The organism is Pseudomonas sp. GM25, assembly GCF_000282255.1.
In the GTDB taxonomy this organism is placed as follows: domain Bacteria; phylum Pseudomonadota; class Gammaproteobacteria; order Pseudomonadales; family Pseudomonadaceae; genus Aquipseudomonas; species Aquipseudomonas aphyarum.
Map to the genome: position 1 here is coordinate 63,559 of NZ_AKJQ01000051.1, position 17,569 is coordinate 81,127.

Genomic DNA, 17,569 nt, shown 5'->3' on the forward strand with positions numbered 1-17,569 from the left:
GACGAACACCTGACCGAAGGAAGTGGTGGCAGGATGCGCCGTCGGATACATTCGAGAAATATCAAGTTTGTTAACCTGACTTTATCCCGGAGTAATGTGATGCTCGGTCAGCTCCATGATGTCGATCTTCAGCTTCTGCGGCTGTTTCTCGGCGTGGTCGAATCCAATGGTTTCAGTGCTGCGCAAGGTGAACTGGGGCTGAGCCAGTCGAGCATCAGCCAGCAAATGGCCAAGCTTGAGACCCGTCTCGGCTATCGCGTGTGCAACCGTGGCAAGGGTGGTTTCAGCCTGACGCCCAAGGGCGAGCAACTGTTGATTGCCGCGCGGGCACTGTTCGACTCGATCGAAACCTTCCGCCATCAATCCAACGGCGTCGCCGGACGTCTGATCGGCCAAGTGCGCCTGGGCCTGTCGGAAGCGGTCGATCAGTCGGTGCTGCAACGGGTGGCGGATGCGATCCGGCGGTTTCGCGAGCGCGACGAATCGGTGCGTATCGAGCTGATCAGCGCCATGCCCGGCGAAATGGAGCGCCTGCTGCTGCAACAGCGGCTGGACCTGGCCATCGGTTATTTCTCCCAGGTGCAGAGCGCGTTCGACTACCGCGAACTGTTCAGCGAAACCCAGCATCTGTACTGCGCGCCTGGCCATCCTCTGTTCACCAACGATGCTCCCGATGATGCCGCGTTGCAGGCCTGCGACCGGGTCGATCACCCCTACCGGTTTCTGCGCAGTGACGAGCCGTTTCAGGGCAAGGTCTGCTCGGCGCGCTCGGAACAGGTCGAAGGCACCCTCGCCTTCATTCTGTCGGGTAAACATCTCGGTTATCTGCCCGACCATTACGCCCGCCAGTGGCAGGACAGAGGCTTGCTGCGCCCGGTGCGCGAAGGCGAGTTGAGCTTTGACGTGGCGTTCCATCTGGCCCGCCATCGGGCGCAGGTGCCCGGTGATGCGCAGAAGGCTTTTGAAGAAGATCTGCTGTCAGCCTTTGGTCGAACCTGACCTTTTGGGCAGTTTTAATGCGTTGCCCTCGCCTCCCGCTTACGGCATCCTGCGCACCCATTTTCCGACCCGGCCCCGCATTGCGGCACGCAAACCACCATGACCGTCTCTGAAAAAGCCCCGCGCAACAACGATCTGATCTACGGCCTCAACGACCGTCCGCACTTCACCGCAACGGTGTTTGCCGCCCTGCAACACGTGTTGGCCAGCTTCGTTGGCATCATCACCCCGACCCTGATCATGGGCGGCGCCCTCGGCCTGCAAAGCGAAATCCCGTACCTGATCAGCATGGCGCTGTTCGTCTCGGGCCTCGGCACCTTCGTTCAGGCCAAGCGCTTCGGCCCGGTCGGTTCGGGGCTGCTGTGCCTGCAAGGCACCAGTTTTTCCTTTATCAGCGTGATTCTCAGCGCCGGTTTCATGGTCAAGGCCCGGGGCGGCGGCACCGATGAAATCCTCTCGACGATCTTCGGCGTGTGCTTCTTCGCCGCCTTCATCGAAGTGGTGCTGAGCCAGTTCATCGGCAAGTTGCGCATGCTGATCACCCCGGTGGTGACCGGCACCATCATCACCCTGATGGGCCTGTCGCTGATCAAAGTGGCGATGACCGACATTGCCGGCGGCTTCGGCGCGGCGGATCTGGGCGCGGCCAGTCACGTGTTCCTGGCAGCGCTGGTGCTGGGCACCATCGTGGTGTTGAACCGGGTCGATGTGCCGTTCCTGCGGTTGGGCGCGATTGTCATCGGCCTGACCCTCGGCTACGTGGTGGCGTGGCTGATGGGCACCGTGGATTTCGCCAACCTGCCGCAAGTGCCGGTGGTCAGCGTGCCGGTGCCGTTCAAGTACGGCTTCAATTTCGACTGGGTGGCGTTCGTGCCGGTGGCGGTGATTTTCCTGGTGTCGCCGCTGGAAGCGGCCGGTGACCTGACCGCCAACTCGATGATTTCCCGGCAGCCGGTCAAAGGCCCGCTGTACATCCGCCGGATCAAGTCCGGGCTGCTCGCCGATGGCCTCAACTCGGCCATGGCCGCCGTGTTCAACAGCATGCCGATGGTGACCTTCGCCCAGAACAACGGGGTGATTCAGCTCACCGGCGTGGCCAGCCGTTACGTCGCTTTCTTCATCGCCGGCCTGCTGGTGCTGCTGGGGCTGTTCCCGATGATCGGCGCGGTGCTGCAACTGATGCCGAAACCGGTGCTCGGCGGCGCAGAACTTGTGATGTTCGGCACCGTGGCCGTGGCCGGGATCAAGATCCTCGCCGAGGCTGGTCTGCATCGGCGCAACATGCTGATCGTGGCGATTTCCGTCGGCATGGGCCTGGGCATTGCCGCCGTGCCGGAGGTGCTGCGCGAACTGCCGCAGGCGCTGCGCAACATCTTCGAATCGCCGATTACCGTCGGTGCGCTGTGTGCGATCGTGCTGAATATCTTCCTCCCGGAAGAGTTCATCGAGCTGGAAGAAGATGACTTCGACCCGGAAGCCTCTATCCTTCAGGTCATGGAAAACCCCGACCTGCCGGCCAAAGCTGAACCTGCAACCAAGGCCGCTGTCGCACAGTTGAACCGTTGATCCTGTCCGCTCGATGAAAAAAGGGCTGATACCGGCGACGGTTCAGCCCTTTTTCAATGAGAGAGCATCAATGCGCCGTCTCCAAGCCGTCATCCTGTCCCTGCTTCTGCTCTCCCTCAGCGCCTGTGCGCTGTTTCCCAACCGCGATCCGGTGAACATCAACGTGGTCGGCCTCGAACCGCTGCCGAGCCAGGATCTGGAAGTGCGCTTCGCGATCAAGCTGCGGGTGCAGAATCCCAACGAAACGCCCATCGACTACAACGGCATCGCGCTGGATCTGGAGGTCAACGGCCACTCGCTGGCGTCGGGTGTGAGCGATCAGAGCGGCTCGATTCCACGGTTTTCCGAAACCATCGTCAGCGTCCCGGTGAGCATTTCCGCGTTCTCGGTGCTGCGCCAGACCTTGGGCCTGAGCCAGACCCAAACCCTCGACAACCTGCCCTATGTGCTGCGCGGCAAACTGGCCGGCGGGTTGTTTGGCACGATGCGCTTTGTCGATACCGGCAAGCTGAGTCTGCCGAGGGCCAGTGCCGCAACCTGGTAAAGATGCGGTAGCCTGCAGCGTTTAATCAGAAACATGGAAGCCGCAGGTTTATGGAAGACACTCCCACGCTGTACACCGAACGACTGATCTTGCGTCCGCTTGAACTCGCGGATGCCGAGGCCATCCAGCAGCAATTTCCCCACTGGGAAGTGGTGCGCTATCTGAACGCCTTCGTGCCCTGGCCTTATCCGGACGACGGCGCCCTCACCTACCTGCGTGACATTGCGCTGCCGGCCATTGCGGCAGGCAAAGAGTGGCACTGGACGATTCGCCTCAAATCGGCGCCGGAACAATTGATCGGCAACATCAGCCTGATGGACGAACCGGACAACCACCGTGGTTTCTGGCTCGCCCCGGCCTGGTAGGGCCGGGGTTTGATGACCGAAGCCAGCGAAGCCGTGAACCGGTACTGGTTCGAAACCCTCGATCAGCCATTGATGCGCGTGCCGAAAGCCGCACCGAACCTTGGTTCGCGAAAACTCTCGGAGCGCACTGGCATGCGCTTGATCCGCACCGATGAGGACGACTTCGTCGGCGGCCGCTTCCCACGGGAAATCTGGGAAATCACCCGCGAAGAATGGTGGCGCCGACAGTCCGTCAAACCGTGAACCGTACGCCCGGTTTCGCCCGCTCATCGACGCTCAACTCAAACACATCCGGCCGCGCATAGTGGCCGACGACGTCGTAGTCGTAGCGGGCGCGCACCAGTTCTGCGGTGTCGATCTCGGCGGTGAGCAAGCCGGCCTCGCCGCGCAACGGCCCGGCCAGCACATCGCCCATCGGTCCGACGATCACGCTGCCACCGGCGATCAGCGGCCGATCCCCCGGCCAGTTGGCGATTTCTACGCCCAGTTCGTTCGGCGAGGCCTGCACCTGACAGGCGCTGACCACAAAGCAGCGCCCTTCATGGGCAATGTGGCGCATGCTGACCTGCCACATCTCGCGCTCGTCCACGGTCGGTGCGCACCAGACCTCGATGCCCTTGGCGTACATTGCCGTGCGCAGCAGCGGCATCATGTTTTCCCAGCAGATCACCGCGCCGAGTTTGCCGACCTGAGTGTCGAGCACCGGCAGCGTCGAACCGTCGCCCTTGCCCCAGATCAGCCGCTCGGTGCCGGTGGGCATCAGCTTGCGGTGTTTGGCCACCAGGCCTGCCTGCGGATCGAAATACAGCGCCGTGCAATGCAAGGTGCTGCCGGCCCGCTCGATCACGCCGATCACCAGATTGGCCCCGGTACGCGCCGACAGCCCGGCCAGCGCTTCGGTTTCCGCCCCCGGCACATCGATGGCGTTGGCGAAATAACGGGCGTAGGCCTCGCGTCCTTCCGGCAAGCGATAACCCAGTTGCGTGCCGAAGCCCTCGCCTTTCGGGTAACCGCCGAGCAACGCTTCGGGCATCACCACCAGCGCTGCGCCGGATTCGATGATCGCGGCTTCCCAGCTCAGGATCTGTTCCAGAGTTTCAGCCTTGCCACCGGGCAAGGCGCCGATCTGCAGGGCGGCAACGATTGATTTGGGCATGGCGGTCACTCCGTGAAGTTCAGGTGTTGCTCATTCTCCGGCGCCACGGGATCATGAATAAAGACCGATCCACTGCTGAATGATATGAGCCAGATGAATATCGCAACCGTCGACCTCAACCTGCTGAAAGTCTTCGAAGCCCTGCATGAAGAGTCCAGCGCCAGCCGCGCGGCGTTGCGCCTGGGCGTGACCCAGTCAGCGGTCAGCGCGGCCTTACGGCGGTTGCGCGAGGTGTATGGCGATCAATTGTTCGTGCGCACCGGCCGGGGACTGGCGCCGACGCTCAAGGCCAATCAGTTGAAACCGGTGGTCAGCGATGCGCTGAACAAGTGTCGGCAAAGCCTGGCCATGGTCGACCCGACGGCCAATCACTACGAAGGACGCTCGGTCACCGTGGGCCTCTCGGACGATTTCGAGATTGCCTACGGCCGCCGGCTGATCGAGGAAATCGCCCGCCGCGCGCCGAAACTGCGGCTGATCTTCCGCCAGACCCACAGCCAGATCGTCGCTCGGGCGCTGATGGAGCGCAGCATCGATCTGGCGATCACCGCCGGTGGGTTTGCCGAGCGGCTGCTCAGCCGTCAGGTGCTGGGTGAAGGGGGTTACGCGTGTCTGGTGGATCCGGCGAGCCTGGCGCCGGGCCAGCAGCAGATCGACCTGGAAGAATTCGTGACCCGCGAGCACCTGCTGGTGTCGTCGGGTGGTTTTATCGGGATCACCGATGAAGGGCTGGCGGCGCTGAGCCGTAGTCGCAGGGTCTGCGCTTCGACCACGCATTTTGCGGCGTTGCCGCATCTGCTCAAGGGCAGCGATGCGGTGGCGACCATTCCGACCCACGCGGCGCAGGCCATTGCTGCAATGAGCGGGTTGGCGCTGCTGCCCTGCCCGCTGGCGCTGCCGCGTTACCCGATCGAACTGGGCTGGCGCACCAGCACCCAGATCGATCCGGTGGTGCTGACAGTGCGCGAAGCGATTGGCGCCAGTTTCAGGGCCGAGTGATTACTTGTTGGCCGCCATCAGGCGATTGACTTCACTGCGCACCATGTTGGCGAACTCCGGCGGCGACATGCCGTCCAGTTCGGCGCGCACGAACTCGGCCCATTTGCCCTTGCGCTTGGAGCGCTCGCCGAACAAACGCGCGGCTTCGCCCTTGGCTTTGCCCAGATTGTTCTGCCAGAGTTCGAACAGTCGGGATTTTTCATCTTCCAGCGCGGCGCGCTCTGCGAGGGATTTGTCGGCCAGATTGAAACTCATCGGGAATTACCTGCTGCATGAAATGGCGACATCTTACACGCTGGACGGAAACCTCTGACGCTGGTTTTTGCTCCGGATGGAAAATCGCTGCAACTTTTCAAGTCGCGCCACACTCCATTGTTCACTGTCCATTCACCTGCAAGGAGTCACCCAATGGCCCGGAAAACCGCCGTTCAAGCCGCCGAAGACCAAATCAAGGACCAGGCCTTCAGCGAACTTCAGGCGCTGATCGAAGAGTCGGAAAAACTGCTCAAGAGCAGTGCCTCGCTGGTCGGCGAGGAAGCGGAGACCCTGCGCGGGCAAATCGCCCAGAAACTGCAGCAGGCGCTGGATTCGGTCACCAGCGTGCGTGACCGCACCAAACCGGCGGTGGACGCCACCGAGAGCTACATTGGCGGACACCCGTGGCAGACCGTGGCGATTTCCGCCGGTTTCGGTCTGGTGGTCGGATTGCTGCTCGGTCGCCGCTGAGCGCGAACAAAAAAAGGCGAGCCCTCGGGCTCGCCTTTTTCATGTCCGGCAAAAATTCATTCGCCGGCCAGTTCACGCAGCTGCGACAGGGTCTGTTGATCCAGTTCGATACCCCTGGCCAATGACTTGGCCCGCTGCAAATGCCGCCGATCCCCCGGCAAACGCTTGAGTCCAACCCCGTGCATCTGCCGCACAAGTTCCTGACTGCGTTCGGCAAAGCTTTGCCCGGCGGTCTTGCTCGGGTCGATCACGATCACCAATTGACCGGTCCACGGGGTCTTGGCGCCGGGATGGTTCTTCCAGTCGAACTCGAACGAGAAATTGCCACCGGTCAGCGCGGCGGCCAGCAGCTCCACCATCATCGACAGCGCCGAACCTTTGTGCCCGCCAAACGGCAGCAACGCGCCGCCTTCCAGAATCGCCTTCGGGTCGCAGGTCGGCTGGCCGAGGCTGTCGACGCCCATGCCTGCCGGCAGTTTCTCGCCCTTGCGTGCGGCGATCTGCACGTCGCCATGGGCGATGGCGCTGGTGGCCAGGTCGAACACGATCGGCGCACCGTCAGCCCGGGGTGCGGCGAAGGCAATCGGGTTGGTGCCGAACAATGGCCGGTCGGCACCGTGGGGTACCACGCAGGTCATGCTGTTGACCACGCTCAACGCCACCAGACCCTCATCCGCGAAAGGCTCGACGTCCGGCCACAGCGCGGCGAAGTGATGGGAATTACGAATCGCCAGCACCGCGATCCCGGCACTGCGGGCCTTTTCCACCAGCAGTGGACGCGCCGCCGCCAGCGCAGGTTGAGCAAAACCGTTGCCGGCATCGACGCTGACGAATCCTGACGCCACGTCCTCGACTTTCGGCACGGCCTGGCCGTTGACCCAGCCGCTGTTGAGCGTCGAGACATAACCGGGGATCCGGAATACGCCGTGACTGTGCGCACCGTCTCGTTCGGCGTTGGCGCAATTGGCGGCCAGCGTTCGGGCGACTTCGGCCGAGGTGCCGTGACGGGTGAAAATCGTTTCCAGCAATTGAGTCAGCTCGTCCAGCGAGACCGTGGACGAGACCGCATGATCGTGTGGCGCAGACATCTGAAGCTCCAGAGTAATTATTGGAGGGAACAACAGCGAACGAACAACCCGCCAGAGGATTAACCATGGCCGGCCGGTGGCCTGTCAACCCCGCAATATTTATCTACCACCTTCGCCAGCGTCACCCGCCCTAGCCTTGCGTCTCGACCCACCGGCGCCTGCCCGCATGCGCCCCTCATCGAGACTCGATCATGTCAGCCCCCATCAAACCCTTGTTGTTTCCCGAAGTCTTCGACTCCCCCGGACTGTGGACCGAACTGGGCAAGACCCACGGTCTGTCCGAACACGAATTCAGATGGCTCGCCCATGCCAGGCTGTCCTCCCACACCTTGCGCAGCCAGCAGACCCCGGCCATGCGCGCCGAGCGGGTACTGCTTAACGTTGGCAGTGAAATCCCGGTGCCGCTTCCGGGCGCGTTTGTTCTCAGCCAGACACCCGTCAATCAGGCCCATATCCTTTACACCGCCTTCGACGGCATCAAGAAATACGCTGACCGCGCCGACTTGAAACAACAGTTCGAGCAACGCCTGAACAATGCCGACGACCAGACCTCACTGTTTGCGCTCCTGTCGTTGCCACAACGTAAACGGCTGCTCGACGCGGAAAAGATTTCCGTGTCGTTCACACTGATCGAAGGCGATGTATTCGATGAGACCACCGAGGCGATCAAACAGAGCCAGTTGTTGAATGCGCAGGCAATGCGTACGGAACTGGAGAAACTGCCGACGCTGACGCACCTGCTGGAAGACATTCTCGACGAGTTGCTCAAACCGCACTTCGGCAAATTGCAGCAAAGCCGAACCCGCGTCGGCCTCTACACCCTGGACGGCGCCACCGGCTCCGACCGTGCGGCGCCCGACAGGCATTGGCTCGAATCCATGAGCCTGAGCGACGCAGTGCTGTTGTATTACCGCCACCAGCAATGGCCGACTGCTGCATTGCGTGAGTTCACCCATCCCGACAGAACGGCCACTCAGGATGACCAACTGCAATGGGAAGACGCCGTCAAAAGTGCTGCCGGCAAGCTGTCGGCCCTGTTGTTTCGACATCTGGAACGCTATTGGGATGCGCCCTCCAGCGACGGCTCGTCGCGTCGGACGTTCTTCGCCGAAGTACTCGAGGATCAGGCGCGCGCCGAATGGATGATCAAACGCGAAACCGGCATTCTCGATGCACCGCAATTCAACGCACTGCACCAGTTGATACGGCCCCGCAACGACGGCTCCATTCGTCCATTGACCGAAACCGTGCGTCTCTGGGAACGTGAAGCCAACTACGTCGAACTGGCGGGCTCGCTGATGATCAGCGGCGCCCACGCCTTCCTTTACACGCCGGTGCAGGGCCTGCAGATACTCACCGACTACAGCGATCTGAAACAGACGCTGCTGAGCAAGTTCATGGCCAAGGGGCATGAAGACGAACTCTACAGCCTGCTCAGTCTGGACGAGCGTAATCGCTTCCTTGGCTTCGATCAGCCGCAGGTGTCGGGAGAGCGGGTGCTTGGAGAGGTCTTCAAGATCCTCTTTGAATCGATCATCACCAAGCAACGGCAAAACATCGAGTACGCCTTGCAGGTGTTTCGCCACAGCGATGGCGCGGTGAATCTGCACGCCCTGTTCGACAAGAGCCTGGACATTCGCTCGATGATTCATGCGCGTCTGCTCGAGTTCGACAGCGCTGGACGCTGGAGCACGCACCCGGTGTTGTCGGGCAATCAACAGCCGTCCCTGGTCCTGGCGGACAAGGCACGTGCCGCGATCAAGACGTTCAGCAGCGTTGAAGCTTCGCTCGGCGAATTACTCAAGACGCAACCGATGGCAACCCTGGAAGTCCAGCGACCGTTTCTCGAAAACCTCAAGTCAAACCTGGGCCATGCCTGGTTTCTCGGGGTGACCGGCGAAGCCCGGCTGCGAGCATTGAACGGTACGCTGCAAGCGTCGGCGCGGGCGATCGTCGATGCCGTGGTCAACCCCGACCAGCCTACCCGCGTGCTGCGCCGGGCGCTGGAGGGTTTTCGCCCGGACGCCTATGGGCTCACCCTGCAGTCTGCCGGCCAGCAAAACCTGCTGCCGCTCGCCCATTGCCTGCTGATGACCGAGCGTGGCGGCCTCGACGCCCGGCACTCCGGTCGCGCGGTACTGTGGACACCCGCGCTCGGGCTTGAAGTATTCGACACCGTCGCGGTTGCCCGGCACAGGCTCGAGCAACGCTTGCTGCATAACGTGCAACGCCTGTCATTGCTGGAGAACATTCTGCCTGCACAGTTTCAGCTGCATCAGCGCTATTCCCTGGGGGCGTTTCAGTTTATCGAACACAACGTGCTGCACAACCGCATGCAATCGGCCATCGAGCATTTTCTCGGGCGCTGCGAGCAGGTGCGCAGCCGCGTCAAGGATCCCGCCCGGCGCAGCAAGACGCTGACAGCGTTGAGTGAGCCGGCTTTTCACACCAACCTGAAACTGGCCACGGCCCATGCCCGGGCAATCGCTGCACAGCAGACCTACCCGGCCTGGCTCGGCATGGCGGCGGTTGCGGAGCAAAAACTGCACGTCGAACTGATGGAGCAATGGCGCCAGAGCGTCGTCGACGACAAGGATTACCTGACAGGTGTGCCGACACTGGTCACCCATGTCGAACAAACCCTGAAATCACTGCTCGACAGCCGTTTCCCCGATAGCCGGCTCAATCCTCGCCACATCCGGATAACACCCAATCTGGCCCTGGCCGGCCCTGCGCGTAACCTGGTCGAGTTTGCCCTCAATCACATCAACATCGCCCAAGGCACCGGTTTCAAAGTCACGTCGATCAACGCCAGCGCCTTGCCCAAAGGGCTGGATCAGAGCGCCGTCAGGCAACTGCTGCTGTCGCTCGAAATTCCCACCCGCTACAGCGAAAAAGTCATTCAGGCACTAGCGACGACTACGGTTGCAGGGCTCGCCCGGCAGCAGGTTTTCTTCCGTCAGTTGCCCTGGCAATTGCTGCAGCATGCTCACGCGCTGAAACTGCAGCAGCATTTGTCCGAAACCGCGTTCAGTTACATCCGGCAGGTGCTGGACATGCCGGATGCCATCGCTCGTGCCGCCGTCGCCGGCACACACGCCATGGTGTGTCCACTGTCACTGGTCAAGACCGCCGGAGCTACTGCCGTCGAGGCATGCGGACTGTATGTGTTGGCACCCGGCACCGCCCACAAGGGGCCAGTGCTGCTCTATACCCCGTTTGCCGAGCAGGCGTTTCACGAATTCTTCGACGAGAAGGCCCTGATTGGCGCTCTGAATATTCCGGGATTCCTGCAAAACCTGTTGCTTCGCCGTTTGCCGCAGACGCAGCGAGCGACCTTCCGCAGCCTGCTTGCCAGCAGCCTGGGACAGACCAGCGAAATGACGCTGGACTACCGCCCGATTGGCGGCAACCTGCTGGAACGTCTGTATCAGGACAATCTCGAGCTGTTGAAGCAGATGCTCGGTTCGCAGCGCGACAGCGACGGGCAATCCGACTGGGAAAACGCCAAAGTCCTGTTCAGTGATGACATCCGACAGGTCGCGGACATGTTGCAAGGCAAACTCGCCTATGGGCGCTTTCTCTGGCAAGCCTACGATGACTTCAAGGATTCGGCCGAGGCCCTGCAGAATCATCATTGGAAGAAGGCGCTGAAGTCGTTTATCGATGGCGCAGAGCAAATGGTCACCGTCGGCCTTCTGCCGGAAATGTCCGCCGAAAGCGCGGTTGTCACCGACATCGGCGAACAGGCAACCGCAGCCGGCGCCACACAGGTCGAAAAGATTGTTGCGCCGACCCTGGACGAAATCGAATCGACCTCGCAACAACGCACGCTCCTGCAGCCTTTCGAAGCAACCGACGTAGCGCTCAAGGATCTCACCTTCAGTGCGACCCAGGGCGTGTACCAGAAGACATCCAACAACCGCAGCTATGCCGCGGTGGACGGCAAGGTATACAGGGTCGTCAAAAACGGCTCGGACTGGCAACTGGCAAAAGGGGAAGAACGCGGCCCGTCACTGCGCAAGACCGACTCACGGATGGTGCGGATCACGCCGGGCCAGACCGTTCATTACGGCAAAGCCTTTTCCAGAATGCTCGAGCACAGCAAATACACTCGGATTCGTCGCACGATGCTCAACATAGAAGCCCACGGTATGGAAGAAATCACCCGGCGCTACCCTGAAAAAGCCCGGGTGTTGGGGCGTGCAGTGGGACTGGCCCGGGATTATGCGTTCAACTGCCTGCATAACCTGGCCATTCTGGACATCAACGTTGTGCCCGGCGGACGGGTCAACCGGTTTCTCATGGAGTTCTTTGATGTTCCGAAAGTCACGACGCAGATCCTGTCCAGGATCAAGACCGCGATCCTGCCGATCTGCAATGCGTTGGTAGACCCGACGGACGATCTGCTCAACACCGACCGCTTCATCGTCGGCTCCACCAGGTGGTTTCACGACGTGATCGCGTTTGTCCTCGATGGCGACCAGCAGAACAAGGTCCATTTCACCCAGCACTTCTTTGACCAGGACCTGGGGGACTACGTGCCCGTCACTGCGCCTGGATTTGATATCGACGGCCACGCACAAGCCGAAACCCTGATCCACGAACTGGCCCATCAACTGAGCAACGCCTGGGATATCGCAACCGTACGCGGGCGAGAACCTTTCTGTGACCTGATTTCGTCCGTGACACCCGACGGCGCCAAGCTGCTCCAGGAGTTGCAGGACGAACGAAGAATGGCGCTTTCACTGGCCACTCCCCGGGCGCAATTGTTTGCGGAATGGAACCCGGAGCGCGCGGTCTGGATTGACTTTGACAGAATTCCCGAAAAAGAGGCCACGGCCGCGGAGATATTCAGGCAAACGCACAGCACCACCATGAGCGGGGCACGCAATGCGTTCATGGATCAACAAACATCCGATGCCCGCGTCGGTGTCATCTTGCACAACGCCGATTCGATCGCGCTGCTGATCTGCGAAGTGGGCCGGCAGCTGGAAGTTGCATCGTCCCCTTGATCCACACAAAAAATGCGCAGGCTCGATACCTGCGCATTCCGTTCAACTGCGTTGAACTCAGTCCTTCTGGTCACGAAGGACATTGCCCGATGCGCCGTCGATACGGAATTCGTACACCACGCCATCAGCCTTGCGCCCTTCCCCTTTCCAATAGCCGTTGTTGTCGGCCTCGATCTCGTAGACCTCGACATAACCGGCCTTGGTCTTGACGATTTCGATGGCCTTTTCGATGGTGATCCATCCAGCGCCCGGGCGGTCGGCCAGCGCCGCACCGGCACTCAGGAGGCTGGCGGTTGCGACGAAAGCGGCCAAGGTTCTTTTGATCATTTTTTCACTCCATTTATGATTAATGTTCGCGGGACGTCCTGTTTTTTGGGGCGCCTGAGGGAAAAAAAGTTCCACGTTTGATGGGTAAATGCCATGACGGTTGTTCTCGACACCTCCCCCCCAAGGTTAGAATGCGGGAAATCAGGATGAGTCAATGACCCAGAACACCCTCTCGGAAGCCGAATACGATGCGATCACCGATGCCGCCGCGCATTGGTGCATGCGTCTGCACGCCGTCGACTGCACCGCCGAAGAGCGGCTGGCGTTCGAACAATGGCGCGATGCACACCCGCTTCACGCGTTCGAGTATGAGGCGATGCTGGAAATCTGGGACGTGGCTGAACACTTGCCGCGCCCGGAACCAGCACCGGTTGTGCCGATTCGCCAACCCGTCAGCTCATGGCGCCAGTACGCCGTTGCGGCGTCTGTCTGCGCACTGGCTTTGCCACTGGCGGCCTGGACCGGCTGGAACCTCGGCTGGCTGCCCAACAGCTATCAGCATTTCGCGGCCACCGATAATGTCCGCCATGTCACCCTGGGTGACGGCAGTCAGGTCGAGCTGAACCTCAACACCGAGCTGACCTACAGCAACTTCAAGGACGAACGCCGCGTCACCCTGAAAAAAGGCGAGGCGTTCTTTGAAGTCAGCCACGACCTGAGCCACCCGTTCATTGTCAGGGCCGCCGAAGGCAGGATTCGCGTCACCGGCACCCGCTTCAACGTCTGGATGTATGAAGATCAGGTGAAGGTCAACCTGATCGAGGGTTCCGTGCTGGTCACCAGCAATTCCCGACTGGCCGGTGACGGCTTGCGTCTGGGGCCCTCGATGCAGGCGCGCTACAAACACGGCGACGACATGCCGCAAATCAGCCAGACCTACGCCAACGACAACTCGCTGGCCTGGCGCAGCGGCAAACTGGTGCTCGACAACCTGTCGCTGAACGAAGCGTTGCCGCAGATCAACCGTTACCTGGACAAACCGCTGATGCTCGCCGACAACTCGACTGGCTCGATCCGGGTCGGCGGGATCTACAACATCAAGGAACTGAACAGCTTCGCCAGTTCCCTGCCCAAAGTCCTGCCGGTGTTCCTGACCCGCAACAAGGACGGCAACCCGGTCATCAATCCGATGCCGCAGCAACCGGTAAAAAACTGAAGGCCGTTCCCGTGAGGGAGCGGCCTTCTGCTTTGGCACTTGTCAGCGATGTTTACCGTTGATTACTGCGCCGCCACTTTCCCCGCCTTTTCCAGATCATCGCGCACGGTCTGCACCTGATACTGCGGATCGGCCTTGATCTGCTGTTCGGTGAACGGCAACACGCTCCACTGTTTCTTCGAGAACGCCTCGGTCTGGTCGCGGGAATACTTCGACGCCGGATCGCTGGACAACGAGAACGCCAGCAAACCCTGGGCATGCGGCCCCTTGTCGTCGAACGTCACGACTTGCAGGTAACTGGTGCCGCTGACCACCTCCAGCTTGCCGTCTTCACGGGGCACGCTCTGGATCGCGTTGTAAATGCCCAGCGTCCCCGGGCCACCGTGGATCGGCGTTTGCTGGCCGCCACTGCTGACCACCTGCACATCGCCCCAACGGGTTTTCTCGGTCAGGCCCATTTTGGTGGCGGACTCGGCCGACGCCAGCATGGCCTCGCGCAATGCCTTGGCCACTTCCGGCTTTTCAATGGCCAGCCCGCGCGGTGTGTGTTGCGCATCCTTCGGATCAAACGCCACGCGCCAGGCCTGCGGCGATTCCTGCATCGCTTGCATGATGGTCTGGAAATGCACTAACCCAACGCCCGATTCCAGATTCGCCCGGCCGTCCCACGCCTTCAGGCTGCTGCACACTGATTTGAGCGCGGCATCAGGCTGGGAAGCACAGAACTTCAACAGATCCGGCACCACCTGCGTTGCCAGGAACACCTGATCGTCCATCACCATGTGTTGCAGGTCCTGCACCGATACCGGGCCTTTTTTGCTCAGGGTCGCCAGACGATCCAGCGCAAAGCGCGAGCGCAGGCCCAACGGCTGGCCGTCCTGACTGATCAGCGGCGAGAAGCCGGTCAGCGGTTGCGCCGGGTTGGCCAGCCACGCCGAGTCGTTGGAGTGCTGGACGAAGTCCTTGCGCAACAACTGTGGCAACTGACTCGAAGCGTAAATGCCCTTTTGCGCGGCTTGCGGATCGATGTCCCACGCACAGGCGCTGTTGGAACCGTCGAGCACGATCATTTTCAGACCGGCGCGCGGGTCGCTGCACTTGGCCAGTTTGTCGGCGCTGACGTTCGGCACCACCGACAGGTTCATGTACAGCGTCTGGCCCTTGTCATCTACCGCCAGAGTGTTGACCCACGGGATGCCCTGAATGGTGTGCACCGAATCCTGCAGATCCTTGAGATTGCCGGCACGGTTCATGGCGTACCACTGCTTCAGCACCCGGTCGTTGTCGAGGTTGGCATCGCGCAGGCTATAGGCGTACTGATTGTTCCAGTCGAGCTTGCCGGGCCACTGCACGATCGGGCCGAACTGCGAACTGTAGACATCCCGCTGGACCGGTACGACCTGACCGTCCGCCTGTTTGACCTGCACCGTGACCGTCTGCTTGCTCATCGGCAAGGACTGGCCGTCGAGCAGGTAACGGGTCGGATCCTTCGGATCGAGTTGCAGGCGATACAGGGTGAAATGCTTGGACGAGTCGACGGTGTGGGTCCAGGCCAGGTGTTGGTTGAAGCCGATGTTGATCATCGGCAAGCCCGGCAGCGCCGCGCCCATCACATCGAGTTTGCCCGGAATGGTCAGGTGCATCTGATAGAAGCGCATGCCGCCGACCCACGGAAAATGCGGGTTGGCCAGCAGCATCCCACGGCCATTGAACGAACGCTCGCTGCCCACCGCTACCGCGTTGCTGCCACGGTCCAGGGCGAAGCGCTGCTGGCGCGTGTCCGCCAGTTGGTAAGCCCGCGCATCGTTTTCAATCTGCGCAGTGGCCTGCGGCGGAGTAGCACCCGCCAGCGCTTCGGCGAACTGACCGACCCCGCCCTCGACCAGCAGGCGACGGGTCAGCTTTACCAGGTCTTCGGCGGCGATATCGCGCACCCATTCACCCTGGCACTGTTGCGGCAAGCCCTGCTGACGGCGCTCGGCCAGGTAACGGTTGTAGCCGGCGGCATAACCTTCCACCAGATCACGCACTTCGACCGGCTGGGCCTGCCAGAAATCGTTCACTGCCTGCGGCGTGTTGAGCCACTGGAAGAACACGTCGCTGACGCGGTTCTCGCGCTCTTCGACTGTCAGTTGCTCCGGCCCGAAGTACCGCGACCGCTCGCCGTTGACCGTCACGATCTCGTTGGCCAGCAGGCACAGGTTGTCCTGCGCATAGGCATAACCGATGCCGAATCCGAGACCGCGTTCGTTCTCCGCACGGATGTGCGGTACGCCAAAGCCTGTGCGACGGATATCCGCGCCGGTCTGAACGGACGGGCTGAACGCCTGCGCCGACAGACTCAGCCCGAGAAACAGGCCGGCAAGGGTCAGTCCGGTGAATTGCCTGGAAATAGTCACGCTCGCTCCTGATCGAAATGCCGTAGAGCGAACCGCCCGCCACCGTGAACACGTCGGGCCCGGCTCGCTCTGAAATCACCCATGCGTCACGCGCAATGAGCCTGTCCAGAAAACGAAGCCGCGGAAAAAAAATTTAGTCGGTCATACAGCCCTCTCGCACCGTAATCACGGGGAAAAGACAAAACGGCGACAAATTTTCTACATTTTTCGCTTCATGATTTGTCGAGCTGAAACGTCTTGTTTAGAGAGAGCACAAAAAACCTTTCCTGATCAGGCTCTGAAAGGAGTAATCGCATGTACAACCCACCCCTACCATCGGAAGGTAGCCAGACCCCACAAGGAGCGCCCATGGGTTCGCACGTCGACGTATTCGGGCAACGGATCGAGCGTCACGGCAATGAGCGCATCCGTTTGCTGCTTAAAAGCTTCGGCCTGCGCACCAGCCTGATTCGCCTCAAAGTCATCGACACCCTGCTGGTCGCCGCCGAGGACGACCGTCGTCTGGGTGTGCGTGGCGTGCATAGCCAACTGCTGGATCTGGACATTCCGTTGTCCTTCCTCAGCGTTCGTGAAGTGTTGAAGCGTCTGTGTGCCGAAGGCGTGATCACGTTCAACGACGACAAGAGCTACAGCCTCCACCCCCAGGCTGCCGCGGTGCTCAACAACGATTGAAGCACCCGGCGGATGCCGTCAGGGCTTGACCTTGCGGCGCATCACGCCGTTGATCACCACGACCACTACCGCCACACCGATGGCGATGTACTGGAACGTTTGCTCGCTGAGCTTGCCAGCGTTTTGCAGCCAGGACAGGCCGAGCATGATCAGCAGTACGGCGACGGCGATCAGAATCGAATATATCAAGCGTTGCTTATGGGTCATTACAGGTTCCTGAACCGTTGGAATGTATCGGGTTTGTATCGGCGTTGATGCCATGCGCATACCGTTTGACGGGGATGCGCCGCGGTAAACGGGGTCTCATGTTACAGCCGATGAAGAGCTTTGGCTTCAAACGGCGTTAACCATGAGGATCCTTGAAATGCTGCGTCGAATCACCTGGCTGATTCCTGTCCTTGCACTGCTCACCCTGAGCGGCTGCATCATCTTTCCCCACGGCGGCTGGCATGGCGATCATCGCCACTATGGGCCTGGCCCGGGTTACTACTACCATCGTTAAGCCATCTCACGGAAAGGATGCCAGCGTCCGTCCGTTCAAATGCAACAACGGATTT

15 protein-coding genes and 1 pseudogene are annotated in these 17,569 nt (G+C 60.9%); 10 read left to right on the plus strand and 6 right to left on the minus strand.

Translation table 11 applies throughout. The features are described 5' to 3' along the window. Nucleotides 1-99 precede the first annotated feature (99 nt). The 4 genes and pseudogenes from PMI24_RS21265 (at nucleotide 100) to PMI24_RS21280 (ending at nucleotide 3,717) form a co-directional block, all read left to right on the plus strand. Nucleotides 100-999: a LysR family transcriptional regulator gene (locus PMI24_RS21265; protein ID WP_007957520.1), complete on the plus strand. Its 900-nt coding sequence runs from the start codon at nucleotides 100-102 to the stop codon at nucleotides 997-999. Between the two features lie 99 nt (nucleotides 1,000-1,098). Beyond that, nucleotides 1,099-2,565: a nucleobase:cation symporter-2 family protein gene (locus PMI24_RS21270; protein ID WP_007957521.1), complete on the plus strand. Its 1,467-nt coding sequence runs from the start codon at nucleotides 1,099-1,101 to the stop codon at nucleotides 2,563-2,565. A 70-nt stretch (nucleotides 2,566-2,635) separates the two neighbouring features. Beyond that, nucleotides 2,636-3,109 (plus strand): LEA type 2 family protein, encoded by a 474-nt coding sequence (locus PMI24_RS21275; RefSeq protein WP_007957522.1) that lies wholly within the window; start codon nucleotides 2,636-2,638, stop codon nucleotides 3,107-3,109. A gap of 50 nt (nucleotides 3,110-3,159) precedes the next feature. Then, nucleotides 3,160-3,717 (plus strand): annotated as a pseudogene (locus tag PMI24_RS21280) (GNAT family N-acetyltransferase). Here PMI24_RS21280 and PMI24_RS21285 read toward each other — a convergent pair. Beyond that, nucleotides 3,707-4,630, minus strand: a complete 924-nt coding sequence (locus PMI24_RS21285) for a carbon-nitrogen hydrolase family protein (protein ID WP_007957530.1) — start codon at nucleotides 4,628-4,630, stop codon at nucleotides 3,707-3,709. The pseudogene PMI24_RS21280 and the gene PMI24_RS21285 sit on opposite strands and share 11 nt — an antisense overlap. Nucleotides 4,631-4,714: 84 nt before the next feature. Between PMI24_RS21285 and PMI24_RS21290 the strand changes: the two genes are divergently transcribed. Further along, nucleotides 4,715-5,629: a LysR family transcriptional regulator gene (locus tag PMI24_RS21290; RefSeq protein ID WP_007957532.1), complete on the plus strand. Its 915-nt coding sequence runs from the start codon at nucleotides 4,715-4,717 to the stop codon at nucleotides 5,627-5,629. Here PMI24_RS21290 and PMI24_RS21295 read toward each other — a convergent pair whose 3' ends face one another. Continuing rightward, nucleotides 5,630-5,884: a hypothetical protein gene (locus tag PMI24_RS21295; RefSeq protein ID WP_007957535.1), complete on the minus strand. Its 255-nt coding sequence runs from the start codon at nucleotides 5,882-5,884 to the stop codon at nucleotides 5,630-5,632. Nucleotides 5,885-6,037: 153 nt separating this feature from the next. Between PMI24_RS21295 and PMI24_RS21300 the strand changes: the two genes are divergently transcribed. Further along, nucleotides 6,038-6,355, plus strand: coding sequence for a DUF883 family protein (locus PMI24_RS21300; RefSeq protein WP_007957537.1), 318 nt, complete (start codon nucleotides 6,038-6,040; stop codon nucleotides 6,353-6,355). Between the two features lie 56 nt (nucleotides 6,356-6,411). On the opposite strand, the gene PMI24_RS21305 is transcribed toward PMI24_RS21300, so the two are convergent. Further along, entirely contained in the window at nucleotides 6,412-7,443 is a 1,032-nt protein-coding gene (locus PMI24_RS21305) for an Ldh family oxidoreductase (RefSeq protein WP_007957539.1), read from the minus strand. Between the two features lie 191 nt (nucleotides 7,444-7,634). Between PMI24_RS21305 and PMI24_RS21310 the strand changes: the two genes are divergently transcribed. After that, the gene (locus PMI24_RS21310; protein ID WP_007957541.1) at nucleotides 7,635-12,458 is read left to right on the plus strand and encodes a dermonecrotic toxin domain-containing protein; all 4,824 of its coding nucleotides are present in this window, start codon (nucleotides 7,635-7,637) and stop codon (nucleotides 12,456-12,458) included. A gap of 57 nt (nucleotides 12,459-12,515) precedes the next feature. On the opposite strand, the gene PMI24_RS21315 is transcribed toward PMI24_RS21310, so the two are convergent. Then, nucleotides 12,516-12,785: a PepSY domain-containing protein gene (locus PMI24_RS21315; protein ID WP_007957544.1), complete on the minus strand. Its 270-nt coding sequence runs from the start codon at nucleotides 12,783-12,785 to the stop codon at nucleotides 12,516-12,518. A 154-nt stretch (nucleotides 12,786-12,939) separates the two neighbouring features. Between PMI24_RS21315 and PMI24_RS21320 the strand changes: the two genes are divergently transcribed. After that, on the plus strand, nucleotides 12,940-13,941 hold the full coding sequence (locus tag PMI24_RS21320) for a FecR family protein (protein WP_007957546.1): 1,002 nt from the start codon (nucleotides 12,940-12,942) through the stop codon (nucleotides 13,939-13,941). Nucleotides 13,942-14,003: 62 nt separating this feature from the next. On the opposite strand, the gene pvdQ is transcribed toward PMI24_RS21320, so the two are convergent. Continuing rightward, nucleotides 14,004-16,340, minus strand: coding sequence for a bifunctional acylase PvdQ (pvdQ, locus tag PMI24_RS21325; RefSeq protein WP_007957548.1), 2,337 nt, complete (start codon nucleotides 16,338-16,340; stop codon nucleotides 14,004-14,006). A gap of 294 nt (nucleotides 16,341-16,634) precedes the next feature. Between pvdQ and PMI24_RS21330 the strand changes: the two genes are divergently transcribed. Next, nucleotides 16,635-17,012, plus strand: coding sequence for a fe2+ zn2+ uptake regulation protein (locus tag PMI24_RS21330; RefSeq protein ID WP_045121840.1), 378 nt, complete (start codon nucleotides 16,635-16,637; stop codon nucleotides 17,010-17,012). 18 nt (nucleotides 17,013-17,030) lie between these two features. On the opposite strand, the gene PMI24_RS21335 is transcribed toward PMI24_RS21330, so the two are convergent. Further along, a complete protein-coding gene (locus PMI24_RS21335; protein WP_007957552.1) occupies nucleotides 17,031-17,219 on the minus strand; it encodes a hypothetical protein in 189 nt (62 codons plus the stop codon). A gap of 157 nt (nucleotides 17,220-17,376) precedes the next feature. On the opposite strand from PMI24_RS21335, the gene PMI24_RS29370 reads away from it, so the two are divergent. After that, entirely contained in the window at nucleotides 17,377-17,514 is a 138-nt protein-coding gene (locus tag PMI24_RS29370; protein ID WP_007957554.1) for a hypothetical protein, read from the plus strand. Nucleotides 17,515-17,569 lie beyond the last annotated feature (55 nt).

Excerpts from the sequence above, each read along its gene's own strand:
- PMI24_RS21265 (WP_007957520.1), top strand. The coding sequence starts at position 100 with ATGCTCGGTCAGCTCCATGATGTCGATCTTCAGCTTCTGCGGCTGTTT.
- PMI24_RS21270 (WP_007957521.1), top strand. The coding sequence starts at position 1,099 with ATGACCGTCTCTGAAAAAGCCCCGCGCAACAACGATCTGATCTACGGC.
- PMI24_RS21275 (WP_007957522.1), top strand. The coding sequence starts at position 2,636 with ATGCGCCGTCTCCAAGCCGTCATCCTGTCCCTGCTTCTGCTCTCCCTC.
- PMI24_RS21285 (WP_007957530.1), bottom strand. The coding sequence starts at position 4,630 with ATGCCCAAATCAATCGTTGCCGCCCTGCAGATCGGCGCCTTGCCCGGT.
- PMI24_RS21290 (WP_007957532.1), top strand. The coding sequence starts at position 4,715 with ATGAGCCAGATGAATATCGCAACCGTCGACCTCAACCTGCTGAAAGTC.
- PMI24_RS21295 (WP_007957535.1), bottom strand. The coding sequence starts at position 5,884 with ATGAGTTTCAATCTGGCCGACAAATCCCTCGCAGAGCGCGCCGCGCTG.
- PMI24_RS21300 (WP_007957537.1), top strand. The coding sequence starts at position 6,038 with ATGGCCCGGAAAACCGCCGTTCAAGCCGCCGAAGACCAAATCAAGGAC.
- PMI24_RS21305 (WP_007957539.1), bottom strand. The coding sequence starts at position 7,443 with ATGTCTGCGCCACACGATCATGCGGTCTCGTCCACGGTCTCGCTGGAC.
- PMI24_RS21310 (WP_007957541.1), top strand. The coding sequence starts at position 7,635 with ATGTCAGCCCCCATCAAACCCTTGTTGTTTCCCGAAGTCTTCGACTCC.
- PMI24_RS21315 (WP_007957544.1), bottom strand. The coding sequence starts at position 12,785 with ATGATCAAAAGAACCTTGGCCGCTTTCGTCGCAACCGCCAGCCTCCTG.
- PMI24_RS21320 (WP_007957546.1), top strand. The coding sequence starts at position 12,940 with ATGACCCAGAACACCCTCTCGGAAGCCGAATACGATGCGATCACCGAT.
- PMI24_RS21330 (WP_045121840.1), top strand. The coding sequence starts at position 16,635 with ATGTACAACCCACCCCTACCATCGGAAGGTAGCCAGACCCCACAAGGA.
- PMI24_RS21335 (WP_007957552.1), bottom strand. The coding sequence starts at position 17,219 with ATGACCCATAAGCAACGCTTGATATATTCGATTCTGATCGCCGTCGCC.
- PMI24_RS29370 (WP_007957554.1), top strand. The coding sequence starts at position 17,377 with ATGCTGCGTCGAATCACCTGGCTGATTCCTGTCCTTGCACTGCTCACC.